Below are 25,155 nucleotides of genomic sequence, written 5' to 3'. Positions count from 1 at the left end.
CCCTCCATATTCACCGGAAAAAATTAATATTGCGATGGGTCAGGCAAACGGTTGGCACTTGATCCTGGCAATGGGAGCGGAAATGGAAGTCGAATCTGGAATCGCACTGGATCCACCGAGTAGAGGATTAGCCCTCTCCCCATATTTTTGAACGTGTATGTCGAGTGATCCCCTCTGAGATTTAAGGTATCACCAACCTTCAATCTTGGCAAATCTCCTCCTCGCTGAAACCCAGTGTTATCCGTATAGGCATTCAACACAATCTCACCTGCTGCAATTCCAGCGATACTAAATCGCTTAATTTCCCAAAGTTCGAGCGTCTCAGCACGTGCTATATCGAAACGGCCGTTCACTTCGCGCCCACCGGCACTTTTTCGCTCAACCACTAGTCCGTCCTGATACATAATATCTTGCAATGTCTTATGTGCATCCCTGCCATACACAGCAAGTTCAAGCTCGTGTGCCCAGTGATTAAATAAATACCCAAACGCCCCAGTCGTCGCCCCATTTGCGAAGTTTCCTCCACTCAAAACCGACGTAGTACCGCCGATTGCGGCAGCAACCATAGTATTTTGAATAATAGATCCCGCTGTATTACCAACGACATATCCCGGCCCATAATTTCCCCAAGCAGCCGAAAGTCCACCCGCTACCGCACCGCTTTGACAACTGCCACTGTTCGCCAATGAAGAAGCGCAGCCCACTGCCGCATGGCCAACGGTGTTCATAAAAGATGAGTAAGCGGTAGCTGTATCACCAGATCCAACCCATTCGCCCCCGACCGCGTTCATGGCATAGGAAGTCGCACCGGCTATAACCCCAATTTTTACCGCCTCGCCAAATGATCTACCGGCGAAACCAGCCCAAATGGCTTGCCCCTCGGCATTGCACGCCCAAGCTCCGCCTTCACAATAGATAACGGAAAGAACACCAATTGCAATAGACCCTAACTGATAGCCAACTTTAGTGTGCGCAACCTTAGAAAGAACGTATCCGCCTGGATCAGCAAGCCCGCCCCCAGAAAAGGGACTTTGAGGCCTAATTTTCATCCACAGACTCTTATATCCCGTAGGATCGGTACATGTCATCGGATTGTTATAGCAATAGCCATAACGATTGTAATTTTGCAAATCGGACGGATCCTGAATGTAGGGATCGCCTTGCATGAAGAGGCCCAGCAGCGGATCGTAGAGCCGCCCGTTCATATGGATCACGCCGACATCGTCCAGATGCTCGTGTCCAGTATAGCCCCGATCGGTGCCACTGCTGGTGCCGTTCCAGTCGTACAACAACCGGCCCTGTTCGTCATACTTGCCGCTGGCTGTGCGGCGCTTGCCGAACGGGTCGTAGGAATAGCGCGCCGTTACCACGCCGCTCTCGTTGGTCGTCGCCACCAGGCTACCCAAGTGATCCTTGTGCCAATACTCGACCTTGTCGAATACGATGCTGGAGAGCGCCGTCGGCTCGGTCTGAGCAGCAGCCAACACCGGCAAAGCGCCGCTCGACACCAATACGCCGATGCTCATGCCACCCGCAGACAGGTAGTGCCGGTTACTGGTCGCCGCACCGTTTTGTTCGCTCTCGAACGACAGGCCACCGGCGTTGTCCGGATGTACCATCCAGGTGGTACGGGTGCCGCTGGTATTAACCCGAGTTTCCTTGATGCGCTGGTGGTTTTCGTCGTATTGCCAGGTGTATCGCACGCCGCCCACGCCCTTCAAGCCGGTTTGCGCGTCGGGAAGGTTGAAGCTGGTATAGCTGACGCTGCGATAGGCGGCACCGGTCGATTCGGTCACATTGCCGTTGAGATCGTATTTATAGTAGCTGCCGAACTTGCTGCTGCTATCCCTCCCGTTTACCCACTGCACCGCGTGTGGCTGCGTTACGCCGGCGCCCTGTACTGGATAGCCGTATTCGCCGACGTCGCTTTTGTACAGCATGCTGCCGAGCGCGTTGTATTCCAGCGTGACGACGCGCGTCAAGCCCGGAATCTGCGCCGCAGAAACGCTGTAACTTTTCAGCCGTCCGACGGCGTCGTAGTCGAAGCCGTCCGTGACCGCGCCGGTGGCGCCGTCGCCGTTGGCGTCGGCACGCCCGGTCAAGTGGTTCAGGCTGTCCCAGGAGTAGCTGTAGTTCATCACGGCCGTTGCCGCGCCGATGCCCGCGCTTGTGCCGCTTACCCGGCCGGTGGCGGCGTCGAAACTGGCCCTGCCGACCACGTTGTTGCCGTAAAGCTGTTTTTCAACCTGGCCCAAAGCATTGTAGGCCTGCGCCTGCCACAAGGTGGCAACGGCCTTGCCGCCAACGGTCGCGGTGGTGGCCATCGTCAGCGTCGACAGGAAACCCTTGGCGGTGTAGTTATAGTTGACCTTCAATCCGCTCGGATAGGTCTGGCTGGACGGCCGGCCGTCGTCGGCGTCATAGCTGACCGCGCTGGCGAAGCTCGGACCGCCGCTTACCGTGGTCCGCGCGTTCACCGGGCGGCCCAGCGCGTCGTAGACCATTTTCCGGCTGACGCCGTTCGTGGTGCTGGTGGCGCACAGCTTGCCCACGCCTTTGACGCAGTTGTCGTACGTCCAGGTGCTGGTGTATTCCGGTTCGATCCGGCTTGTCATGCGGCCAAGCTTGTCGTACGCCATGGTCGTGGCCTGCCCGTTGGCAAGCTGGTTCGGGTTGCGCTGCCAGACCAGTTCGCCCAACGCGTTGTAGTTGTATTCCCATGTCCCGGTATCCGGATCGGTCATGCCGATTTTGCGGCCACGGATGTCGTAGCGGACGGTGACGATATTTTGCAGCGCGTCCTTGGTTTGCAGCAGGTTGCCGAACGCATCGTGTTGATAAGCGATCTGGGCGCCGAAGGCGTCGGTGACGCGCACCAGTTTTCCGTCGGCGTTCTTTTCCTCGATCCGCGTCTGGCCCTTGTCACTGGTGGTGGTAACGGTCAGGCCGCTGTAGGCTATCGTGGTCACGGCCGCCGGCACAGTCCCGCGGCTGCCGAACGTGGCCGAGTCGCCGCCCAGCGGGTCCCGGTTATAGACGCGGATTGGACGGCCCAGCGCGTCGTATTCGCTGGTGCTCATGCCGTAGCTGTTGGCGGCACCGCCATTGATGGACGCCCGCGTGTCGAGGAAATACGGCTGGGTTGTTACCAAAGGCGCGCCATGAACGCTGTAGTCGGTGTCCTGCACGATCAGCCGATCGACGCCGCCAGGCTGCGTGGCGCCGTCGAACGCCTCCGTGACGGTGCGGATCTTGCGGCCGACGCGGTCCATGTACGCGCGGGAAAACGGCCCGTTCTTGACGTTGGAGGTGTTGCGCTGCTCGCTGTGGACAAAGCTGATGGCCTCGACGGGCGCCTCGGAACTTGTTGGCGCCGGGCACCCCGGGGTGCTGCTGCTGGTGTCGACGCCCTTTCCGGCCAGATAGCAATAATAGCTGACGCTGCTGGTCCCGTCGGCCCGCGACTCCCTGACCGTGCGTCCGAAATCATCCAATTCCCACGTGGTGGTCAGGGCGTTCGGACCGGTCAGGCTGAGCACGGCGCCAAAGCGCGGATCGAAGGTCTTACTTTCCGATTGCGACAGGGCGTTGTTGACAACCGTGGGAAAAGTTCCCGGAGGGATGGCAACATTGATTCCCGCCACTGTCACGGTCTGAGCGCTATACGTACTGCTGCTGGCGCGGGTAAGAAATACGTCGTTGCCGCCGGCGCCGGCGCAATTGGCCACGCTGGCGCTTCGCTTGTTGCCATAACTGTCGTACAGGTAGGTAGTCGTGACGCAAGACGCAGGATTGTTCGGCTCCACCGTTTCGCTGGTCAATAGACCGCTCGTCGCGTCATATTCAAAGGCGCTGCCCCGACTGTAGTTATACGGGTTCGGCGGCACCTGAGCGTTGGCGACACCCGCGCCCAGCACGGACACGAATAGGAGGAGAGAAGAGACTACTTTGCGCATCGCTTGCCTTGTGCAGGAAATGTTGAGATGGTTCGTATGGTGGTGACCGGGGTGGAGAGTCTCGCAACGCAGGACGCTCCCCGGCCGCGTTTCAGCAATCGCGATGTCAACGATTCGGAAACGGGCCGTGCGTATGGCGGGCTATTCGTCGAGAATTATCGACAGAATCGCACTGAGCGCACCCGGGCTCAAGGGCATTGGCATAGCTTTGGTCCAGCGCCCGAAGTTATTGCTTGCGTAGGGCGCGGTTCCCGCCGCCGTAGCGATACTTGCCAGGCTGTTGGGTGCGGAGCTTGTCACGGTCGCCGTTTGCAGGCGCCCCAGAATCCATTTATCCAACAAAATGTCATCGGGTTTGTACACGTTAACCGTGGTTTTAGTGAATGTCTGCGTTACCCCGGCGCCTTTTCCAGTAGTCTTGACCGTGATCGTAAGCGGATCGCCACTGTCGTTGAAGGCGTTGGTCGTGACAACGACCGGCAGCGCCGTGCCGTCCAGGTCCCATCCCTCTTCCCTGCTTTGGTACAGATATGGCCGCCGAACTATTTTCACGGATGGGCACGGCAAAGTGCTGGTCGCGGTAGTGCTCGATGATGTCTTGTCGCAATAGCTGTAGCTGCTACGGCTGAGCACTTGCGCGCCGGATGCATTGAGCGGCCCCAATCGGGTTTCGCTCGCCGCCGGTACGCCGGTATAGTAGCCATTTTGCAAATTGCTCGTCACGATTGTCAAATTGCCCCCGTTTGGAGCAGTATGCTGGCGCCGAACTTCGCGGAAGCCGAGGAAGCCAAACCCGGCGGCGCTCATCTTCATGCCCGCATAGCTATATTCTGAAATTTGCTTGCCCGTCCCGACGCCGCTATCGGTAGTGCTGGTGACCACCACATGGCTCGGCATCGTGATATCCACCATCGGATACTTGGCCGCGTACGGCGTGCCGAAATCGCTGGCATAGCGCGCACCCAAGCCGCCGCTGGCGGAATTGCTCATCGGCACCCAGGTCAGGCTAGTGCTTATGCCCGTACCCGACGTGACCGATACGAGCTGGTCCAGCGGCGTGCTATCGCTCTTGACGAAGAGCCGATTGGTGTATCCCAGGCGCAGGATCTCGGTGTTGCCGCGCCCCGTGAAATCGCCCAATATGAAATTGGCGCTTCTGTCGCTTTTTTGCAGCACATCGTTCGTCGTCGTCAGATTAAACGTGGCGTCGCGGCGGAAAGTGCCGTCGCCATTGCTTAACCATACGGCGTTCTGCGTCGGATCGTCACTCCAGCGCAGCATATCCGTGCGGCCGTCGCCGTCGATGTCCGCCAGTTGTACATCCATAGTTGGAGGCATTCCGAGCACAGGCGTTTTCCTCATATCATCGCTTGTGAGGTTGAAATTGCTTGCCCGTTTTAACGTATCGCTGCCATCGGCCGTGTAGAGTGCGGCTGGATATAAGCAGTCGGATCGGCCGTCACCGTTAAAGTCAAGGGAGTCCCGGCAGCCTCTGTCGACACTCGAATTAGCCAATGGAGTGATATCGAAGTTGCCGTCACCGCGGGATAACCAGACACCGTTAGTGACAAGCAGGTCCGGTAAGCCATCGCCATTGGCGTCAGAAACATATGGCCTGCGCAGCGTTTCGCGAGGTGGTTCCTCGGCATAAACAGAACGGTGTGCAAGGTTAGTATCCGTTTTTTCGACAAAACCACCGCCTGGCTGTCCCAGGAACTCTCGGGTGCAAACCAGCGTTGCGCACAGCGTCGCGTCGCTATACGGGGTAGATGTTCTATTAAACGAAGGCATGATCGTTGTAACAATATCCAGCAAGCCATCATTGTTGACGTCCAATATATGGAAGCCCCGCCCCTCGGTCTGTGAAAAAGCAGTCGGATCCATAGAATATTCATTGCAATTAGCACCAGAACCAGAGAGGCAGTCGTAGTATGATTGCCTGCTCCCTTTTTTTTTCGTAAAATCGATCCCGGCCACATCCGTTTCAGCGAATGAACCGTCGCCTTTGCCAATGTACAAAATATGTCGCATTGCACCGCAGGAGGTCGAACTGGTGGAGTACGTCTGCATGATGCGCAAGATGTCGCTCATGCCGTCGCCGTTGAAGTCGGCCACGACTGAGGAATAGCATCCATCGCTCTTAAACAGATTTTGAGCGGTGATGTTAAATACTGCCACCTTCGTAAACGAGCCGTCAGTCGCGCCTTTGTACAACTCGTTTTGGCTCGGCGTGTCCAACCAGCGCAGAATGCCGGCGCGGCCATCGCCAAAGAATTTCCCGACGCTCACACCGTAGTTGCCGGTTGTGCTTTGCATCGTCAAGTTGCCGAGCGCGCTGTCGGTAAATTGTGAATTTTGCGTGTATCTGGCGTTGCCGCCAGGCGCATAGTTAAAGCTCGTGGGCGGCAAACACTTGCTGCTCGCGCCAGCACACTCGGTGATTTTTACCAACCGGCTACGGCCGCTGACCGGGCCCTTCTGATAAGCCAGGTTGATTGTCTTCACATTGATCGGACTTGCCTGCGCATTGATGTACGTTCGGATCGCGCTAAGCAGCCGTACGCTGACGTTCTTGCTGCCCTCATGGTAGCTTTCCGAACGATCCTGCGCGGCGCCGCCGCCAGCCATGTCGGGCCGGTCCGTGTATTCGAATACCACCTTGTTGGCCGGGGCTTGGTTGCTACTGCCGGTATAACGAACTTCCAGCAAATTCCATTCGCGACCGACCGTCGGACTGCCGGCGACCGAACCGCTGCCCCAAGCAACATCGCGCTGCTCGTACTCGAAATCCATGAAGTTGCTGACGGTGTCTCGAATGCGGCTGACTGGCCAGGCCGCCACCACGCTTTTGCCTCCTGCGAGGATTTGCGCGTTGGCGGTGGAGTTGGTGCCCACGCCATATTCGTAAATCTGGCCGCTCTTGGTCCAGACCTTGAAATACGCCGGCCCGTTGGCGGCATTGCCACCGGCGACGCCGTAGGCGCGGATGCGCGCATACATGTCCTTCTCGGTGCGGTACTCGCGCACAGTCCCCGAACCGCCCAAGCTATCGTTGAGCTGCGGGCTCACGACAACGCCATCGGCATCGGTCTGGATCAGGCGCTGACCGTCCAGGCACAGTTTGTCAGCCGCGGCGAATTTGACCGGCACGGGGTAGCCATCGATGATTTTGTTACCCGCGCAGCGAGTGATCATCGAGATGCCCTGAACTGTCCAGCCCAGTCCGACGGGACCGTTCACACCGCCACCGCTGTAGAACAATGCCAGGTTTGGCGCCATCCCGGCAATACCTGGCGGCACGCCAATCGGAAAGGAGTAGGACGCCATGCCACCGTCGGATACGGAAACCTGATCGCCTGCCTGCGCGCCAAACGAAGCGAGCGCAAGAAAGCAGCTGAGCGCCCAGCGCCCGATCGAAGCAGCCACCTTGGGGCATCTAACTACATTGTTTACTGTGATCAAACCGTTATTCTCCGCTGCGGCAGAAGGCAGGCATGGCGCTCAACTGTCATGGCAACGCATGGCGTCTCCGCCGCCTTGCTGCCATGCTTGATACGCCCCTGACATTGCTCAAGTTAAAAAATTTCCACTGGGATATTAACATATCCCGAGAAAATTGTTGCCATAAAATTATTTAACTTCCTGCAAAAACAACGGTGCGGACACCTGCGCCTTGGCGGTTGGGCCTATCCTTGCTGCGATTTTTCATGGGGCTAAAATTTCACAGTTTGCCGCCCTCGAAATTTTCAATGCAAAAAAGGTCCATGTCGAAGAAATAATGAATTTTTTGCACCTATTCAGCCTGAGCGAGCGGTGTGAAAATTGTTGTAAACAGAACTGGAATAACGCATCATTCGTGTATGCCACCGAAGTCGCCACGCCTCGACCTCGCACATCTGTCCGAACAGGACAAGGACCGGCTTATCGACGCCCTGTTCGCACGCCTCGACGCAGTTGAGGCGAGACTTGGAATGAACAGCGAGAATTCGAGCAAGCCGCCGTCGACCGATGGCCTTGCCAAGAAGAAAACGACGCAATCGTTGCGCGGGTCGTCGGACAAGAAAGCGGGCGCACAAGGTGGACACAAGGGGGCGACGCTCAAGCAGGTCACCGAACCGACCGACACGGTGCGCCATCCATTGCCATCGCTCGTTGCCACTCGACGAGGCGCGTGTGGCGCATCGCGGAACTATATGTGATGGAGGCCGAGATCCGCAACAAACCGCCCGACGAACGCAGGACAGTTCGGCAGACGCGCTCGCGGCCCTTGCTCGACGACCTGGAGCGCTGGCTGCGCGCCGCGCTTGATAAACTCCCGCGCAAATTCGACACGGCGGCAACTATCCTGCACGCCTTGAACCTGTGGCCGGCGCTGGCGCGCTACTACGACGACGGTGCCATCGAGGTCGACAACTCGGCCGCCGAGCGGGTCCTGCGCGCAATCGCCATCGGCCGCCGCAACTACCTGTTCGCGGGCGCCGACAGTGGCGGCGCGCGCGCCGCCGTGATCTACTCACTGATCGGCACGGCCCGGCTGAACGGAATCGACCCCGATACCTGGTTGCGCCATGTGCTGGCGCAGATCGGCGACCATCCCGTCAACCGCGTCGACGAGTTCCTGCCCCGGCATTACGTCCAGCAGATCAAGCCTGCCTGAACAACACGCCGCTTCCCAGCGCTGTAACGTCATCATCGATTAATTCGGCAGCGCGCTCAAGACGTCACTGGTTTGACGCTCCCTCAAGGATTCACAAAAATAGACTGCAACGGCATACCCCAAACGCACGTAATATTATTGGGAATTTCCAAAGCTACCGGCTTTTGCGCCACAAATCCCGCCATCGCGGCGGCATACATTGCCTTTCCACCAGGCGTCGCGGTATCCACGGTAAACGTCTTGAAAGCACACACACCAACGCTATGATCTATATAAACAATGCCATTCACGTAGGCCCGAATATTTATTATAGAACCATACGGGGAAACGTACTGGGAACTCGTTTGTGCATGCGCGAAATTTTGTAGCAACCCAAGGAAAATCGCCAATAATTTAAATTTTTTCATTTCTTTACAATCAATAAACGTCAACAATTAAGAAAACCCAGTATATTTAAGCCTTATAGAAATAACTGATAAAAGTATCTTCCGCATTAAAAATTTATTTCGGCATAGTGCCAACATCATCGAAAACACGATGCAACATACGAAGCACATAAACATTATAGCAAGCCTGCCAATTCAAAATTTACAATACAATTTAAATATCAATAAATTTTTATATAAACAACGCTTTTCAAGCGCCGAGCGCGTCGATCTCGCGCGTCAGGTTGTCGATGGCCTTGTCGTTGTACTGCTCGGCGAAGTAGGGGTCGCCGAACATCCCGCCGGACTCGGCCTTGGCGCGCAGGTGGATCAGCGCCAGCCGGCGCTGCTCGCGGAAGCGGGCCTCGTCGACGTGCGCGTATTCCTGGCGGATGGCGCGGGTGTACGCTTCGTACACCTCGTCGTTCTGGCCCAGGATGGCCAAGTCGACGCTGAGCATGACGTCCTTGAGCTTGTGGTTGATGCCGGGGCTCTGGAAGTGGTCGGTGGCGCGGATCAGCTCGGCCACCTCGGTACCGGTGCCCATGTCCAGGCCGCTGCCCAACCACAGTTGCGCGCTCGCCTCCTCGTTCGAGAACAGCGCCGCCTCGTCGCGCTCGTACAGCGCGTCGTGGAACCAGAAGGCCTTCTTGACGATGTCCATATCGTGCGCCGAGGCCTGGGTGTTGGCGGCCCACACGCGGATTTCGCACAGGCCGTGCACCAGGTGGTCGAGGTTATGGTAATAGCGGTCGGCGCCGCCGTAGGCCTGCGCCCCGGTCAGGTGGGCGAACCAGCGCTCGATCAGCTCCTGCTCCGGCGCCAGCGCGCCGGCGTTGTCCCACAGGCCGTCCCATTCCTTGCGCAACCAGCTGAGGATCCAGGCGCGGTAGGCCGGGCCGGGCACGAATTTCTTCATGGTCCAGTTCCAGCCAACCGGCCCCTCCAGCGCCTTGACGAAGCTCGAACTGACCGAGCCGAGGTCGCGCGGCGGCATCACGAAGATGGTCTTGGCGCCCTGCAGCACGTCGACGTTGGTTTGCTGGATCAGGTTCTCGTAGTCGAAGTCGGCGGTGGTGCGGATGCCGCGGATCAGGTAGTCGGCGCCGTGCTTTTTCGCCACGCGCGCGGTGTAGTCGCTCTTGACGATGACGACCTGGACGTTGTCCCAGCCGCGTTCGCGCGCGCTCTGCTCGATGATGTTCTTGCGGTCCTCGGCGGGGAATTGCGGCCGCTTGGCCGGATTCTGCGACAGGAACACGATGACCTCGTCGGCGATCGTGCGCGCCTCGCCGATCACCCACATGTGGCCGTTGGTGATGGGGTCGAGGGTTCCCGAGAATCCGATTTTCTTCATGCGGCGCTCCAAATTGGCTGTAGTTCCGCAGAAGATATAGCGCGCGGGCGCCCCCGTCAATCAAAAGGATTGCATCAAGATTAAGCTTTAAGCGCCGCGGCGGGGAATTCGACCTGCACGCGCAGCCCGCCCAGCCGCTGCGACTGCTCCAGCACCAGTTTGGCGCCATGCCGTTCGGCGATGGCCTTGATGATCGCCAAGCCCAGGCCGCTACCGCCGGCCGCGCTGCCCGGCACCCGGTAGAAGCGGTTGAAGACGCGCTCGCGCTCCTCCGGCGAGATGCCGGGGCCGCTGTCCTCGACCGCCAGCGTCACGCCGGCCGCGCCGGCGCGCAGCTCGACGTCGACGCTGCCGCCGGCCGGCGTGTACTTGAGCGCGTTGTCGACCAGGTTGCGCAGCATGATCAACAGGGCGTCGCCCTGCCCCGCCACGCCGGCCGGGTCGAGGTGGTGCAGGCCCAGGTCGATCTGGCGCGCCTGCGCGGCGCCGGCCATGTCGCCCAGCGTGCGTTTGACCAGCTCGCCCAGTTCGACCGGTTGCAGCAGGTCGCCGCTGGCCGCGCTGGCCTCCTGCCGCGCCAGCACCAGCAATTGCTCGACCAGGCGGGTGGCCCGTTCGATGCCGGCGCCCAGGCGCGCCACCGCGACGCCGCGCGCCTCGTCGCAGCCGGCCCGCTCCAGGCTGACCACCTGCAGCTTGAGCGCCGCCAGCGGCGTGCGCAACTCGTGCGCGGCGTCGGCGACGAAGTGCTGCTGCGCCTCGAAGGCGGTTTTGACGCGGCCGAACAGCAGGTTCAGCTCGCGCACCAGCGGCTGTACCTCGTCGGGCAGGCCCGACTCCGACACCGGCGAGAGGTCGTCGGCCTGGCGCGCCGCGACCTGCTTGCGGACCCGCTCGACCGGCGCCAGCGAGCCGCTGACGACCCACCACACCACCAGCATCAGGATCGGCGCCATCAGCGCGATCGGCCCGACCGTGCGCAGCGCCATGCTGCCGGCCATGCGCTTGCGCACCGCCATGTCCTGCGCCACCTGCACCGTTTGCGAGCTGGTCTGCACCGAGAAGATCCGGTAGGTGGTGCCGTTGGCCTGGACGTTGGAAAAGCCCAGCACCGCGCGCTGCGGCAGCTCGGCGCGGGTGATCGAGCGGTACACCTGGGCGCCGTCCGGCGTCCACACCTGCACCACCAGGTCGTTGTTGGCCGGGTCGGCCGGCGTCTGCGGCGGCTGCTGCTGCTGGTTCGCCAGCGGCGCGCCCGAGCGCAGCGACAGCGCCATCTGCTGCATGTGGTAGTCGAAGATTTCGTCGGCGTCGTACAGCGCGCTGCGGTAGGCGATCGAGGCCTGCGCCAGCGCCGCCATGATGATGGCCGCCAGCAGAAACCACAGCAGGCGCCCGCGCATCGAATGCGCCACTCTCATGCCTTCGGCACCATGTAGCCGAGTCCGCGCACGTTCTGGATCAACTCGCTGCCGAGCTTCTTGCGCAGGCCGTGGATGTAGACTTCGACGGCGTTGCTGTTGACCTCGTCCTTCCAGCTGTACAGTTTTTCCTCCAGCTGGGCGCGCGAGAGCACGATGCCGGGGCGCGCGATCAGCGCCTCGAGCACCGCCCATTCGCGCGCCGACAGGTTGACCGGGTGGCCGTCCGCCACCACTTCGCGCGTCAGCGGATTGATGCTCACGCCCTGGTGCTCGAACACCGGTTCGGGCCGGCCGGCGGCGCGCCGCAGCAGCGCGCGGATGCGCGCCAGCAGCTCGTCGAGGTCGTAGGGCTTGAGCACGTAGTCGTCGGCGCCGGCGTCGAGCCCGGCGATGCGCTGGTCGACGGCGTCGCGCGCCGTCGCCACCAGCACCGGCGTGTCCTGCTTGCGCAGGCGCATGCCGCGCAGCACGTCGAGGCCGTCCTTGCGCGGCAGGCCCAGGTCCAGCAGCACCAGGTCGTAGGTCTGGGTCTGCAGGGCCGTGTCGGCCATGTCGCCGTCCTTGACCCAGTCGACCGCGTAGTGCTCGGCCCGCAGCAAGTCGAGCACGACCTCGCCGATCATGACATCATCTTCCACCAGCAAAAGTCGCATCGCGTTTCCGTTATTCTCGTTAATGATTCATGCCAAACCACACCGCCGGCGTGAACCCGGGGTCAGACCCCGACGGTCCGACCCCGGCTCCTCGCGCGTGGCCGTCACCCCAGGCGCACCGGGATGAAGATGCGCTCGGCGCCGCGCTGGATCAGCAGCGCCACCGACCTGGCCGACTGCCCCACCACTTCGCGCACCTGTTCGACGCTGTTGACCGGCTTGCCGTTCACCGACAGCAGCACGTCGCCGGCCTGCACCCCGGCGTAGGCGGCGGCGCCGCTGGCGTCCTCCACCAGCAGGCCCGAAGGCAGGCCGGCGTCGCGCCGCTCGGCCGGTTGCAGCGCGCGCAGCGCCAGCCCCAGCTTGACCTTGCCGGCCGGCGCGTCGCCGCGGTTGACGTCGGCGAGCTTGTCGGCGGCGTTGCCCAGCTTGGCCGACAGCGCGATGGTTTTGCCTTCGCGCCACACCTCCATCGTCACATTATCACCCGGCAGCGCGATTCCCACCATCGCCGGCAGGTCGGCCGAGGCGACGATGTTCTGGCCGTTGAGCTTGCGCACCACGTCGCCCGGCTTCAGGCCGGCCCGTTCGGCCGGACTGCCCGGCTCGACGTTGGCCACCAACGCGCCCTCCGGCGTGGCCAGCTTGAACGAATCGGCGAAGCCCTGGTTGACCTCCTGCACCGTCACGCCCAGCTTGGCGTGGCTGGCCTTGCCGGTGGCGACGATCTGGTCCTTGATGCGGTTGGCGACGTCGATTGGAATGGCGAACGACAGGCCCTGGAAGCCGCCGGTCTGGCTGTAGATCTGCGAATTCACGCCGACCACCTCGCCGCGCACATTGAACAGCGGCCCGCCCGAGTTGCCGGGGTTGACCGCGACGTCGGTCTGGATGAAGGGCACGTTGCTGTCGTCCGGCAACGAGCGGCCCTTGGCGCTGACCACGCCGGCGGTGACGGTGCTGTCGAAGCCGTAGGGCGAACCGATCGCCAGCACCCATTCGCCGACCTTCAAGTCCTTCGAGGCGCCCAGCGGCACCACCGGCAGGTTCTTGGCGTCGATCTTCAACACCGCGATGTCGGTTTTCGGGTCCGAGCCGAGCACGCGGGCGCGGTATTCGCGGCGGTCGGCCAGCTTCACCGTCACCTCGCTGGCGTCGCGCACGACGTGGGCGTTGGTGATGATGACGCCGTCCGGGCTGACGATGAAGCCCGAGCCCAGGCCGTGGGTCGGCATCTCGCGCCCGCCGCGCTGGCCGCCCTGCGGCCCCTGGAAGCGGCGGAAGAATTCGAAGAACGGGTCGTCGCCGAACGGGTCGGCGCGCTGGCCGCGGCCCTGGGCGCCATCGGCCATGTCGAGGCCGACCTTGGTGGTGCCGGTGACGCTGATGTTGACCACCGCCGGGCTGTTGCGCGCGGCGATCTGGCTGAAGTCCGGCAGCGCCACCGTCAGCGCCGCCGCGGTCGACGGCGCGGCGGCCGTGGCCGGCGCGGCGATGGCGGCGACGGCCGTCGGCGCCGCATTGGCGTCGGCCTTATTCTGGTGCATCGCAATCGCGCCGACGGCGCCGACGACGCTGACGGTGGCCAAGGCCAGCGTCAGCCGTTTGATTGTCATCGATCCGGAATGGGATTGTTTTTGCATGGGGCGCTCCTGATTGAATAGGATGATTGATGTAGTGGATCATCGCGCACTAGACTTAGACGCCGCTTAAATAAACGACTAGGCCAGCGCGCCATCGACCTGGCGCGCCGGGAAACGCGAATGGCCCGTAGCGGAATACGGGCCAGCTCCTTGCAAGCCGTGTTCCGGCCAGTCCCGGCTTGGGCCGGCCGGATGTCGGTAGGCGATTACGGGCTTACGCGGCCTGGCGCTCCAGCGCACTGACGTTGTCCGCGCCGTCGATGACGATCTTGCGCGGCTTGTGCGCCTCCGGCACCTCGCGCACCAGTTCGATGGTGAGCATGCCGTTGTCGAACGAGGCGCCGGTTACCTTGACGTGGTTGGCCAGCTGGAAGCGCTGCTCGAAGTCGCGCGCCGCGATGCCACGGTGCAGGAAGGTGCGCTCGACGCCGTCCTTTTGTTTGCGGCCGGTCACGTGCAGCGAATCGCGTTCGGCGACGATGTCGACTTCGGCGCGGCTGAAGCCGGCCAGCGCCATGACGATGCGGTAGTTGTCCTCCGACACCAGTTCGATGTTGTAGGGCGGGTAGCTGGGCTGGGCGTCGCCGCGCTGCGCTTCGTTCAACAGATGGGCCAGGCGGTCGAAGCCGATGGCGGAACGATACAGGGGGGCGAGGTCGAATGTACGCATGGTGGATATCCTTTTAAGAGTGAAGCGATAGGGTGGCGCGGACCTCACGATGAGCATCCGCTGAGTACGATATACGGCCCCCGCCCAGGCATTTCAAGGCCTTGAAAAACGCTGCAAGACGCCCCATGGCGGCGCAAAATAATTTGCCGGTGGTGTTCCAGCCTGCCGCGGCGGGCCGCATGCTACACTGGATCGGCCCTGCGCAAGGCTGTCGGCGGCGGCCGTTTTCGCCCCGGCGGGTCATCCACTCACCCTCCCTTTCGACCGCCCATGATTGCTCAATCGCTGTTCCGTTTACGCGCCAGCGCGCGCTCGACCGCCCTGCTCGCCGCGTTGCTCGGCGCCGCCTTCGGCGCCCGCGCCGCGGCGCCGGCCGCCGCCGCCGAGCTGGCCTATCCCGGCACCATCGTGCTGCGCGTCGACGCCACCAACCTGGCGCAACAGATCTTCCGCGTCAGCGCCAGCATTCCCGTGCGGGCCGGCAATGTGACCTTGCTGTATCCGCAATGGGTACCCGGCAACCACGGTCCCAGCGGCCCGTTGGCCCAGTTCGCCGGTCTGAAGCTGAGCGGCAACGGCACCGCGCTGGCGTGGCGCCGCGACCCGGTCAACATGTTCGCCTTCCACGTCGAGGTGCCGGCCGGCGTCGCCATGCTGGAGGCCGAATACCAGTACCTGTCGCCGGTCGAGGCCACCCAGGGCCGCTTCACGATGAGCAACGAGATCCTCGGCGTGCAATGGCACGCGATGGCGCTGTACCCGGCCGGCTACGCCAGCCGCAACATCAGCGTGCAGGCCAACCTGACCCTGCCCGACGGCTGGCAGTACGCCAGCGCGCTGGAGCAGGCCGGGCGGCGCGGCAACGAGGTCGCCTTCAAGCCGCTCGACCTGGAAAAGCTGGTCGACTCGCCGCTGTTCGCCGGCCGCCACGTCAAGCGCATCGACCTCGACCCGGGCGCCAAGGTGCCGGTGCACCTGAACCTGTTCGCCGACAACGCCGACAGCCTGGAGGCGAAGCCGGAACACATCGCGCTGCACCGCGCGCTGGTGCAACAGAGCTACAAGCTGTTCCAGTCGCACCACTACGCCCACTACGACTTCCTGCTGGCGCTCAGCGACGACTTCGGCGCGATCGGCCGCGAGCACCACCAGTCCAGCGAGAACGGCGTCAAGCCGGATTACTTCACCGACTGGGCCAAGAGCGAGCCGGTGCGGGCGCTGCTGCCGCACGAGTTCGCGCACTCCTGGAACGGCAAGTTCCGCCGCCCGGCCGACCAGGTCACGCCGGACTTCAACACGCCGCTGCAAAACAGCCTGCTGTGGGTCTACGAGGGCCAGACCCAATACTGGGGCAACGTGCTGGCCGCGCGCTCGGGCCTGATCGGCGCGCAAAACATGCGCGACATCTTCGCCGCCAGCGCGGCGCAATACGACAACGTCCAGGGCCGCAGCTGGCGCGCGGTGCAGGACACCACCAACGACCCGATCATCAACGGCCGCCGCCCGCTCGGCTGGGGCAACTGGCAACGCAGCGAGGACTATTATTCGGAAGGCGCGCTGATCTGGCTCGACGTCGACACCAAGCTGCGCGAACTGTCGGGCGAGCGCCGTTCGCTCGACCATTTCGCCCGCGCCTTCTTCGGCGCCGGCGACGGCAGCGCCGCCACCGCGCCCTACACCTTCGACGACGTGGTGCAGGCGTTGAACGCGGTCCAGCCGCACGACTGGGCCGTCTTCCTGCGCGCCCGCCTGGACGGCCACGGCCCCGGCGCGCCGCTCGACGGCCTGGCGCGGGCCGGCTGGAAACTGGTCTACGGCGACACCCAGAGCGAGTTCCTGAAGGGCGCCGAGGGGCGCGGCAACTGGACCGATTTCAGCTACTCGCTGGGCCTGGCGGTCGACAAGGAAGGCAAGATCGGCAACCTGCAATGGGGCGGGCCGGCGTTCCAGGCCGGCCTGTCGGGCAACACCACCTTGCTGGCGGTGAACGGCCGCGCCTACAAGCCGGAGGTGCTGAAGGCGGCCATCCAGGCGGCCAAGGGCGACCCCAAGGCGATTGAATTGCTGGTCAAGAAGGGCACGCAATTTCGCACCGTGGCGCTGGACTACCACGGCGGCCCGCGCTATCCGCGCCTGGAACGCATCGAGGGCGCGCCGGACCGTTTGACGGGCATCTTGCAAGCGTTAAAATAGGGCGGACCGCGGGCGGGGCTGGTGTATATTACATTTTTTACATGATATAGCCCCGACTCCGCCACCCCGTCCATGCCGCCCGATATCGCCCATTCCACCGACGCCGGCGCTGCCAGCGACGAGCTAGCGCGCCAGCTCCAGGAGCTGGCCGGGCTGCGCGCAGCCGACGGGCTGTTGCGCGCCCTGCTCGAGCACGCGCCGATGCTGATTTCCACCAAGGACCTGCAGGGCACGGTGACCATGGCCAACCGCCATTTCGCGGTCCTCGACGGCTACGACCCCGACAATTTCGTCGGCAGGAACGTCTTCGACCTGTTTCACCGCGCCATAGCCGAACAGCTGTGGAACAACGACCAGCGCGCCGCGCAACAGCGCGCCCCGGTGCGCGAGGAGGAGTCGGTGTACCACGCCGACCAGTCGCTGCACACCTACGCGACGGTGAAGTTCCCGCTGTTCGACGGCGCCGGCCGGGTCACCGCGACCTGCGCCGTCTCGACCGACGTCACCGAGGCCAAGGCCGCCAGGCTCGACAGCATCACCGACGAGCTGACCGGCCTGAACAACCGGCGCTACTTCAATCTGCGCTACGCCGAAGAGCAAAAGCGCGCCCAGCGCGAACGCCGCGTGCTGACGCTGCTGCTGGCCGACGTCGACCGTTTCAAGCAATACAACGACCACTACGGCCACGCGGCGGGCGACCGGGTGCTGGCGGCGGTGGCGCGGGCGATGCGGGCGGCGCTGAGCCGGCCGGCCGACCTGTGCTTTCGCACCGGCGGCGACGAATTCGCCTGCCTGTTCGCCAGCCGCGGCGCCGACGACAGCGTCGCGCTGGCCGAGCGCATGCGCCGCGGCGTGTTCCAGGCCGGCATCGCGCACCGCGCCAACGCGCCCTTCGGCCAGGTCACGCTGTCGATCGGCCTGGTTTTCATCGCCCCCGACGCCGCGCTCGACCAGCACGCTTTTTATGAACTGGCCGACCGCGCGCTGTACCGCGCCAAGGCCAAGGGGCGCAATCTGGTGTCGCGCTGACGCCAGCGCCGGCCCTGTGGCGCGGCGGCGTTTTGGTGTATGCTGACGCTATGAATACTGACACCGATATCCAACTGAGCGGCCCCTTCAAGGCCACCGACGGCTCCGGCCGCGCGCACGACATCAAAGCGATCCGCATTTTCGACGAAGGCTACGGCGTTATCGACGTCTACGTCGACTTCAGCGCCGCCATCGACGCCGACGCGTACAAAGACAAGACCCTGGTCGGACAGATCCTGGCGCGCCTGCGCAGCCTCGGCTACGTCGGCCCGGACTTCGGCCACGGCGACCTGGGCCTGCAGGACAAGAAATTGATCGTGCTCGAAGCGCCGGAGGAGTTCAACACCTTCGCCGCCAGCAAGGGCTGGAAAGACCTGGCGGCCGAGTTCGACGAAGGCGACGACGCCTGACAGGAACGGCGTTAAATGAGCGTGAGCGGGTCGGCGGCGCTGAAATCAAGCAACGGCAAAGAGCCGGGGTCGGACCCTCGGTTGTAAACTCGCCGGCAACCGGCGTACGGGCCGTCCGGCGAATCGAGCCGGGCCGGACCGCCAGCCTGGCGCCGTCGGCGCCGGCCAAGTCCAGTCGCGCTGATCGCCTCCCCCCCCCCTTGGAATGACGGCCTGGCCGCAACCGTTCCTTATGCGCGCCGTCCCTTCCCCCATGCCGCCAAGCCAAGGTTTTCGTAGGTCGGGTTAGCGCGCAACGCGCGCGTAACCCGACAATGTTGGCGCCGAGCCGGCGGGCGGCGTCAGCGTCGACGCAGCCCCCCCCCTCAGCCGAACAGGCCGTGCAGATACCAGCGCGGTTCGGCCTGCTCGACCGCGCCGCCGATGCGCTCGCGGTAGACCCAGTAATGGGCGTGGTCGCGGCCCTCGGCGACGAAGTAGTCGCGCGCCTGCGTCTGGCTCCACCAGCCCGCCTCGATGCGTTCCGGCGCCGACCTCATCGTCAGCGGCGAACCGTAAAACGGCCGGTGCTCGCGCATCAGCAGCGCGACCGGCTTGGCCAGCAGCCAGCTCGGACGCGGCATGCTGAGGATGTCGGCCGGCAGTTGCGCCTGGCCGGCCGCCGCCTTCGGCGCCAGTTGCAGCGGCACCCAGGCGTTGGCCGCCTCCGGCCGGTAGTCGGCCCGCGGCGCCGCCTGCAACACGTTGTCCGGACCCAGCCGCGCCGCCAGCAACTCGAACAGGCGCTGGCGCTCCTGCGGCGTGCCGCCCGGCTCGGGGAACAGCGACTCGCTCGGCGGCGCCATCGGCTGCACCTGCAAGGCCTCCAGGCACAGGCCGATCACCGGCGCCTCCAGCGTCAGTTGCGCCAGCCGCTCCTTGAGCAGGCGCAGCAGGTGGTCGTCGCGCCAGGTCGGCTCGGCCAGCACGATCTCAAGCGCCGTCGGCGGCCGCGCCACCCGGCCGCGCTCGTGTTCGAGCAGCAGGCTGACGCGCTCGACCGCGCATTGCCGCGCGCACAGCCAGCCCGTCATCTGCAACAGCAGCCGGCGCGCACCGAACAGCAAGGCCCCGGCGTCCTCGACCCGGTCGAACAGTTCCAGCTTGGCGCGAAAACTGGCCGGCGCCTCGATCCATTCAAACAGGTCGGCGCTGTGGCCGTGCGCGCCGTCGAGCATGTCGAGCAGCGCGCGGCCGCAGCGCCGCTGCAAACCGGGCCGCGGCAGGGCGCGCATCTGCCCCAGCGTCAGGCAGCCGATGCCGTCAAACCACTCCAGGTAGGGCCGCGCCGGCGGCAGCAGGGCGCTCGGCAGCCGGTCCAGCCGGCGCACCATCGACGGCATCGTCAGCGCCCGCCCGGCGTTGGCGCGCGCCAACAGCCAGGCGCCGCGCGCGGTCGGCGCGCAGGCCAGCGCGGCCGAAAAACCCAGCGCCCGCACGCTGGCGGCGATGCGCCGGCACAGCGCGCGCACGCCGCCGAACAGGCGCAGGCTGGCACCGACGTCGATCAACAGCGTGGCCTCCTCGGCCGCCGCCACCAGCGGCGTGTACTGCAGCAAGGCCATCGCCACCGCGTGCAGCGCCTCGGCCTCGCGCGCCGGCGCGCGCTCGTGCACGCGCACCTGCGGCGCCAGCATCAGCGCGCCGCCGCGGCGCATGCCCGGACGCACCCCGGCCGCGTGCGCCAACGGCGACAGCGCCACCACCCGCTCGTGCTCCAGCACCACGCTGCAACTGTCATCCGACCAGTTCGGAAAAAACACTTCGAGCGGAAGCCGGGGCAGATAAAGGCCGATCCAAAGACGCATGGCGCTGCAGTAAAGAAGAGGGGGTCAGGGGCAGGAACAGCGGCGCGTCGCGCTGCGGTCCCCGGCGTTTCACGAAGCCGATGTCGACGCCGCCGGCGGCCGGGCGCAGCGACAGCCGCAGCGGCGCCGGCGAGGCGTCCTGCGCCGAGGCCAGCGGGCGCAGCATGCAAAACAGCGTGTCGCCGCTTTGCGCCGCCAGGTGCAGGCGGCGCAGGGTTTCGCCGCGCGCATGGTTTTGCCAGAACAGCAAGGCGGCGCAACTGCCGCTGCGCAGCACGTTTTCGGCCGCCCACAGCGCGTCGCCGCTGCTGCCGCTGCGCACCCAGAGCAGTTGCGACGGCGCCAAACCCAGCGCCGCCAACGCCAGCGCCTGCGGCGGATGGGGCGGCTGCAACAGCACGATGGGCAGCTTCGGCAGCCGCGCCAGCGCCGGACTGAGCAAGCGCATTTCGCCGCTGCCGGTCTGCTGCACCAGCAAATCGATCAGGGTGCCGGTCGGCCAGCCGCCGCCCGGCAGTTGCGCCGACAGCGCGGCGAAGCCGGTGTCGACGCAGCGCGTGGCCGAGTACGCCAGCTGCGAGGCCCGCCACAAGGACGGGTGCAGCGCTTCGGGCGCGGAGAGGAGGTCGGATCGGAGCATAACATTCGCCGGTAAGAGTACTGTATAAATACACAGTACTGTTTGAACCGGGGTTTGGCAAGGTTTATCTTGCGCCCGCCCGCACGCCAACAGGTGCCAAGCGGTAATACTGTAAAATAGACACCGTATTCCGGCATGACCGTCGGCCATTTCCTTTTAAAAAAGGCATTCCATTTGACCACCATGCAACTGATCAGCGCGATTGTTTTCGGCCTCGCGCTGCTGCACACCTTCGCCGCCAAATCGTTTGAAGTACTGGCCCACCGCCATCCGCACCACGCCGGCCTGTTCCATTTGCTGGGCGAGGTCGAGGTGGTGTTCGGCTTCTGGGCCTTCATTCTGATCATCGTCATGGCCTTCGTCGACGGCGGCGCCCAGGCCATCGGCTACGCCGAGTCGCGCCAGTACACCGAGCCGCTGTTCGTCTTCGTGGTGATGGTGGTGGCGGCGTCGCGGCCGGTGCTCGACATCATGCAGCGCCTGCTCGGCGGCGTGGCCCGGCTGATGCCGGTGCGCACCGAACTGGCGCTGGTCTGGCTCGGCCTGGCGCTAGTGCCGCTGCTCGGCTCCCTGATCACCGAGCCGGCCGCGATGACGCTGGCGGCGCTGATGCTGGCGCCGCAAATCTTCCGCCAAGGCATTCCCGAGGGGCTCAAATACGGCGCGCTCGGCGTGCTCTTCGTCAACGTCTCGATCGGCGGCACGCTCACCTCCTACGCCGCGCCGCCGGTGCTGATGGTGGCCACCACGTGGAACTGGGACAGCGCCTTCATGGCCAGCCATTTCGGCTGGAAAGCCGCCATCGCCGTGCTCGTCAACGCCACCGGCGCCAGCTTCCTGCTGCGCCGCTACCTGCGCGGCGCCGCCGCCAACGACGCCGGCCCGCACGTCGAGCCGGTCGCGGCGATCCCGTGGCCGGTCACCGCCGTGCACCTGGGCGTGCTGGCCGCCGTGGTCGCGCTGGCGCACCACCCGGTGCTGTTCCTCGGCCTGTTCCTGCTGTTCCTGGGGTTTTCACAAGCCTACCAGCGCTACCAGAGCCCGCTGATCCTGAAGGAGGGCTTGCTGGTCGGCTTCTTCCTGGCCGGGCTGGTGGTGCTGGGCGGCATGCAGCAATGGTGGTTGCAACCGATCGTCTCGAGCTTGCCGCCGGTGTCGCTGTTCTTCGGCGCGCTGGGCCTGACGGCCATCACCGACAACGCCGCCCTGACCTACCTCGGTTCGCTGATCGCCGGCATGAGCGACGAGGCGAAATACATGCTGGTGGCCGGCGCCGTCGCCGGCGGCGGCCTGACCGTGATCGCCAACGCGCCCAACCCGGCCGGCGTGGCGCTGTTGCGGCGCGGCTTCAAGGACGAGTCGATCAGCGCGCTGGGCCTGCTGGCCGGCGCGCTGCTGCCGACGGCGGTCGCGGCCGCCGCGTTTTTCCTGTAGTCAAGCCATGTAGTGCCATCTTGTATCGATATAAAGGAAACACATCATGCCCGACATAAGCAATTGGCTCGCTTTTGGCCTGGTCGCACTCGGCATGGCGCTGACGCCCGGCCCGAACATGGTGTATCTCATCTCGCGATCGATTTGCCAGGGAGCGGCGGCCGGGCTGGTCTCGCTTGGCGGCGTGGCCCTGGGTTTTGTCGTCTACATGGTGTGCACCGCCCTGGGTATCACGGTACTGTTTCTGGCGGTTCCGTATGCCTATGACGCCTTGCGCATCGTCGGCGCCATTTACCTGCTTTACCTAGCCTGGCAGGCGGTAAAACCGGGCGCACGCTCACCCTTCCACGTGCGCGACTTGCCACAGGACAGCAATCCTCGGCTGTTTGTGATGGGCTTTCTCACCAGCCTGTTCAACCCGAAGATCGCGGTCATCTACCTTTCCCTGCTGCCCCAGTTCATCAGCCTGGAGCATGGCAACGTGCTGGCACAATCGCTCACGCTCGGCTTTACGCAGATCGCCGTCAGCCTGAGCGTTAACGCCCTGGTCGCCATGACGGCCGGGACCATTGCGGGCTTTTTCGCCGGGCGGCCGGCGTGGCTGGTCATCCAGCGCTGGCTTATGGGAACCGTGCTGGCGGGCCTGGCCATGCGCATGGCGATGGAAGCCCGGCGCTAAGCGCCGCCCTGGCCGGGTTCGTACACCAGGAAGTGCAAGCGGTCATAAAATATGCTGAAGGCATAGTCGAAGGTACCGGCGATCTTGAAGCCCTTGCGTAGATAGATCTGCAAGGCGTCGCTCTTCTCCCACACCGTCAGCGTGATGCGCTCGCAGCGCCGGCGGCTGCTCAGGCTCTTGATTTCATTGAGCATCTGATTGAACAAACCCTTGCCCCGGTATTTCTCATCGATAGCCAGACTGCTGACGAAACAATCGTCGTCGCGGGAATGCTCCAGCACGAATTGGTCGTAGGCGTCGTCGAGCGCCTTCATGTCGTCGCGGTAGTACGATACCGCGCCGCATGCCTGGAAATCCGCCATCGTCGCGGCGGTAAAAAAGCCGATGAAATTATCCTCCTCATCGTGCAAGCCATGGATGTGCTGTAAATAGGGATCGATGTTTTGCCGCCTTTGCAATTCGACAAACTGCACATTCAGCTTGTTCCCAAAGGAGCAGTACTCCAGGTAACTGGTGGAAAACAAGAGTTTCGCCATGCGATTCTTGGTCTCCTCCCCCAACAGGCTGCCGTGAACCAGTGTGACGGGGGCGTGCGACAACAGCCCGGCATGGCCGCTATGGTCCGGCGCCTTTGCGCCCCTGTGGCGGCCGACGGTCCGACGCCAGAACGCCCCCGCCGCGATGTTTTTCGAATTATGCGCCACCAGGTAGCGGCAAAATATCGCATTCACCCGGTCCAACTGCCCGTCGTCCGACAACACCGAGTAGTAGTGGAAATGATCGACTTCCGCGCGCAACTGCGCCGGATACGCCATCCTGGGCGCCTCATCGATTGAAAACACATCGACGATATTGGCCAGCTCCAAGGGGTCCTTCAGGCGCCAATTGATCTCGTCGAGCCTGGCGATACAGCGCGCATACGCGCGCTTTTCCTCCTCGCTCAAGGGCAGTTGAATATCGGTGATGATATCAACCAACAAGCGCATGCCGCGGATTCCACCGACCACCGCCTCTTTGCCGCCGTGATACAGCACCGAATAGCGCTGGTAGAACTCGGCATGGCTCAGGAAGGTCCGGCCCAAGTTCTTCTTCCACTCGCTATAAAACTCGCCGAACAGCCGCGATTCGAATTCCGGACAGCTGCAAGGAATGCCCGCGTCGATGCGTGAATAGGCCAGATTCACATTCCGGAACACCTCCCTCAGGGCGGGGTCGTTCTTTTTGGCGATGACCATGCCGGTCTCATCCAAAAACAGATTCATCCAGCTGACATGATGGCTTTTTTCCGCGCCGCCGTCGGCGACCTGGCGATGAAAATAATCGGGCACCTCCGGCGTCATCAGAAAAATGGTCGCCGGATTATGCGGAATGGTATCCACGTCCATGTAGATGCCGCCATATTCGCACATGATCAGGATGCGGAAGTAATCGGACAGCGTCGCGAAATAGCGCTTCGTATGCAACTCATCCAACAGATCAAATCTGTCTTGCGCAAAGTCCAGCGCCAAGTCGCGCAGCGCGTTGATATGCAGCGTATTCGGGCCGATGGCATAGCGGCCGATGGCGTAGCGCCCGACGCCGCCGGTCGGGCTGAAGCGGGGATCGCGCGCCAGTTGCCCCTCGTCCCAGACCCAGAGGATCGACACATACGGCGCGCCGCCGTTTTCCCTTACTTCGTCGAGCGCCGCGCCCCACTGCTGTATGGCTTCCGCGGCAATGGACGGCAACTGCCCGCCCATCCAAATTCTGTGGATATAGCGTTCATCGTTGCCGATCGAACGCGTCGGAATACAGCTCAGCGACGAACACGTTGCCGCGTTGAAGTGGTTGAAATTCAAATGAATAAATGTGCGCAGCGCGGCGACCCCGGCGTCGTACTCGTCCGCCATTTCCTCCAGGCGCGCGTCATTGCGCGAAGGGCGGGCAGCGTCCGCCAGCGCATGGGGAAAGGCGTCCGCCAGCGTGATGTAATCGAGCTTCAGCTTATTGATGCGGAACTCATACTCCAGGTTGAAAATTTTCGCTTGATCGTGTTGCGAGGCCAGGTCATCTATCTTCATGAGCGCTCCATATTTCCCGATGAGAATGTAGGTAATTTCCGAACGATGTCAACCATTTCAAGCACACGCGAATCTACC

At 63.3% G+C, this 25,155-nt stretch carries 17 protein-coding genes and 1 pseudogene; 7 read left to right on the top strand and 11 right to left on the bottom strand.

All coding sequences use genetic code 11. The annotated features are described in order from the left end of the window. Positions 1-23 precede the first annotated feature (23 nt). Positions 24-3,956, bottom strand: coding sequence for an RHS repeat-associated core domain-containing protein (locus JANGC3_RS0123845; RefSeq protein ID WP_017879006.1), 3,933 nt, complete (start codon positions 3,954-3,956; stop codon positions 24-26). Between the two features lie 141 nt (positions 3,957-4,097). After that, positions 4,098-7,418 (bottom strand): FG-GAP-like repeat-containing protein, encoded by a 3,321-nt coding sequence (locus tag JANGC3_RS0123840; protein ID WP_157406857.1) that lies wholly within the window; start codon positions 7,416-7,418, stop codon positions 4,098-4,100. Between the two features lie 398 nt (positions 7,419-7,816). On the opposite strand from JANGC3_RS0123840, the gene JANGC3_RS29970 reads away from it, so the two are divergent. Next, entirely contained in the window at positions 7,817-8,155 is a 339-nt protein-coding gene (locus JANGC3_RS29970) for a DUF6444 domain-containing protein (RefSeq protein WP_017879004.1), read from the top strand. Next, positions 8,134-8,613: pseudogene (locus JANGC3_RS0123830) on the top strand (IS66 family transposase); the annotation flags it as partial. The gene JANGC3_RS29970 and the pseudogene JANGC3_RS0123830, both read left to right, overlap by 22 nt. Before the next feature lie 83 nt (positions 8,614-8,696). On the opposite strand, the gene JANGC3_RS32980 reads toward JANGC3_RS0123830, so the two are convergent. The 6 genes from JANGC3_RS32980 to JANGC3_RS0123805 all read right to left on the bottom strand — a co-directional run bounded on the left by JANGC3_RS32980 (position 8,697) and on the right by JANGC3_RS0123805 (position 14,785). Continuing rightward, positions 8,697-9,020 carry a hypothetical protein gene (locus tag JANGC3_RS32980; protein WP_157406855.1) on the bottom strand — a complete coding sequence of 108 codons (324 nt, stop codon included), beginning with the start codon at positions 9,018-9,020 and terminating at the stop codon, positions 8,697-8,699. A gap of 229 nt (positions 9,021-9,249) precedes the next feature. Next, positions 9,250-10,395 (bottom strand): pantetheine-phosphate adenylyltransferase, encoded by a 1,146-nt coding sequence (coaD, locus tag JANGC3_RS0123825; protein WP_017879002.1) that lies wholly within the window; start codon positions 10,393-10,395, stop codon positions 9,250-9,252. An 80-nt stretch (positions 10,396-10,475) separates the two neighbouring features. After that, positions 10,476-11,816 (bottom strand): ATP-binding protein, encoded by a 1,341-nt coding sequence (locus tag JANGC3_RS0123820; protein ID WP_026133433.1) that lies wholly within the window; start codon positions 11,814-11,816, stop codon positions 10,476-10,478. Next, positions 11,813-12,472, bottom strand: a complete 660-nt coding sequence (locus JANGC3_RS0123815; RefSeq protein ID WP_026133432.1) for a response regulator — start codon at positions 12,470-12,472, stop codon at positions 11,813-11,815. The genes JANGC3_RS0123820 and JANGC3_RS0123815 overlap by 4 nt, the downstream gene beginning before the upstream one ends. A 104-nt stretch (positions 12,473-12,576) precedes the next feature. After that, positions 12,577-14,115 (bottom strand): Do family serine endopeptidase, encoded by a 1,539-nt coding sequence (locus tag JANGC3_RS0123810; RefSeq protein ID WP_017878999.1) that lies wholly within the window; start codon positions 14,113-14,115, stop codon positions 12,577-12,579. Positions 14,116-14,329: 214 nt separating this feature from the next. Next, entirely contained in the window at positions 14,330-14,785 is a 456-nt protein-coding gene (locus JANGC3_RS0123805) for an Hsp20 family protein (RefSeq protein ID WP_017878998.1), read from the bottom strand. Between the two features lie 270 nt (positions 14,786-15,055). Between JANGC3_RS0123805 and JANGC3_RS0123800 the strand changes: the two genes are divergently transcribed. The 3 genes from JANGC3_RS0123800 to JANGC3_RS0123790 all read left to right on the top strand — a co-directional run bounded on the left by JANGC3_RS0123800 (position 15,056) and on the right by JANGC3_RS0123790 (position 18,417). Then, positions 15,056-16,978, top strand: a complete 1,923-nt coding sequence (locus tag JANGC3_RS0123800) for a M61 family metallopeptidase (protein ID WP_017878997.1) — start codon at positions 15,056-15,058, stop codon at positions 16,976-16,978. Between the two features lie 72 nt (positions 16,979-17,050). Continuing rightward, positions 17,051-18,007, top strand: a complete 957-nt coding sequence (locus JANGC3_RS0123795) for a sensor domain-containing diguanylate cyclase (RefSeq protein WP_017878996.1) — start codon at positions 17,051-17,053, stop codon at positions 18,005-18,007. Between the two features lie 50 nt (positions 18,008-18,057). Continuing rightward, entirely contained in the window at positions 18,058-18,417 is a 360-nt protein-coding gene (locus tag JANGC3_RS0123790) for a hypothetical protein (protein WP_017878995.1), read from the top strand. A gap of 365 nt (positions 18,418-18,782) precedes the next feature. Here the strand turns inward: JANGC3_RS0123790 and JANGC3_RS0123785 are convergent, their stop codons facing one another. Further along, a complete protein-coding gene (locus JANGC3_RS0123785) occupies positions 18,783-20,264 on the bottom strand; it encodes a Y-family DNA polymerase (RefSeq protein WP_026133431.1) in 1,482 nt (493 codons plus the stop codon). Beyond that, complete coding sequence (gene imuA, locus JANGC3_RS0123780; protein WP_017878993.1) at positions 20,194-20,904, bottom strand: translesion DNA synthesis-associated protein ImuA; 711 nt, start codon at positions 20,902-20,904, stop codon at positions 20,194-20,196. The genes JANGC3_RS0123785 and imuA overlap by 71 nt, the downstream gene beginning before the upstream one ends. 174 nt (positions 20,905-21,078) lie before the next feature. Here imuA and JANGC3_RS0123775 point away from each other — a divergent pair, with 174 nt between their 5' ends. Together JANGC3_RS0123775 and JANGC3_RS0123770 are read left to right on the top strand one after the other, a co-directional pair. Further along, complete coding sequence (locus tag JANGC3_RS0123775) at positions 21,079-22,338, top strand: putative Na+/H+ antiporter (protein ID WP_026133430.1); 1,260 nt, start codon at positions 21,079-21,081, stop codon at positions 22,336-22,338. A gap of 46 nt (positions 22,339-22,384) precedes the next feature. After that, positions 22,385-23,017 (top strand): LysE family translocator, encoded by a 633-nt coding sequence (locus JANGC3_RS0123770; protein WP_017878991.1) that lies wholly within the window; start codon positions 22,385-22,387, stop codon positions 23,015-23,017. Here the strand turns inward: JANGC3_RS0123770 and JANGC3_RS0123765 are convergent. Continuing rightward, a complete protein-coding gene (locus JANGC3_RS0123765) occupies positions 23,014-25,077 on the bottom strand; it encodes a GNAT family N-acetyltransferase (protein WP_017878990.1) in 2,064 nt (687 codons plus the stop codon). The genes JANGC3_RS0123770 and JANGC3_RS0123765 overlap by 4 nt on opposite strands. Positions 25,078-25,155 lie beyond the last annotated feature (78 nt).

It is taken from the genome of Janthinobacterium sp. CG3, from assembly GCF_000344615.1.
In the GTDB taxonomy this organism is placed as follows: Bacteria; Pseudomonadota; Gammaproteobacteria; order Burkholderiales; family Burkholderiaceae_D; genus Janthinobacterium.
The sequence above is the reverse complement of the archived record's forward strand: the minus strand, read 5'-3'. Positions and strand labels throughout refer to the sequence as shown.

Bases quoted from the DNA above. Each gene is read 5' to 3' on its own strand.
- JANGC3_RS0123845 (WP_017879006.1), bottom strand. From the start codon at position 3,956: ATGCGCAAAGTAGTCTCTTCTCTCCTCCTATTCGTGTCCGTGCTGGGC.
- JANGC3_RS29970 (WP_017879004.1), top strand. From the start codon at position 7,817: ATGCCACCGAAGTCGCCACGCCTCGACCTCGCACATCTGTCCGAACAG.
- JANGC3_RS32980 (WP_157406855.1), bottom strand. From the start codon at position 9,020: ATGAAAAAATTTAAATTATTGGCGATTTTCCTTGGGTTGCTACAAAAT.
- coaD (WP_017879002.1), bottom strand. From the start codon at position 10,395: ATGAAGAAAATCGGATTCTCGGGAACCCTCGACCCCATCACCAACGGC.
- JANGC3_RS0123820 (WP_026133433.1), bottom strand. From the start codon at position 11,816: ATGAGAGTGGCGCATTCGATGCGCGGGCGCCTGCTGTGGTTTCTGCTG.
- JANGC3_RS0123815 (WP_026133432.1), bottom strand. From the start codon at position 12,472: ATGCGACTTTTGCTGGTGGAAGATGATGTCATGATCGGCGAGGTCGTG.
- JANGC3_RS0123810 (WP_017878999.1), bottom strand. From the start codon at position 14,115: ATGCAAAAACAATCCCATTCCGGATCGATGACAATCAAACGGCTGACG.
- JANGC3_RS0123805 (WP_017878998.1), bottom strand. From the start codon at position 14,785: ATGCGTACATTCGACCTCGCCCCCCTGTATCGTTCCGCCATCGGCTTC.
- JANGC3_RS0123800 (WP_017878997.1), top strand. From the start codon at position 15,056: ATGATTGCTCAATCGCTGTTCCGTTTACGCGCCAGCGCGCGCTCGACC.
- JANGC3_RS0123795 (WP_017878996.1), top strand. From the start codon at position 17,051: ATGCCGCCCGATATCGCCCATTCCACCGACGCCGGCGCTGCCAGCGAC.
- JANGC3_RS0123790 (WP_017878995.1), top strand. From the start codon at position 18,058: ATGAATACTGACACCGATATCCAACTGAGCGGCCCCTTCAAGGCCACC.
- JANGC3_RS0123785 (WP_026133431.1), bottom strand. From the start codon at position 20,264: ATGCGTCTTTGGATCGGCCTTTATCTGCCCCGGCTTCCGCTCGAAGTG.
- imuA (WP_017878993.1), bottom strand. From the start codon at position 20,904: ATGCTCCGATCCGACCTCCTCTCCGCGCCCGAAGCGCTGCACCCGTCC.
- JANGC3_RS0123770 (WP_017878991.1), top strand. From the start codon at position 22,385: ATGCCCGACATAAGCAATTGGCTCGCTTTTGGCCTGGTCGCACTCGGC.
- JANGC3_RS0123765 (WP_017878990.1), bottom strand. From the start codon at position 25,077: ATGAAGATAGATGACCTGGCCTCGCAACACGATCAAGCGAAAATTTTC.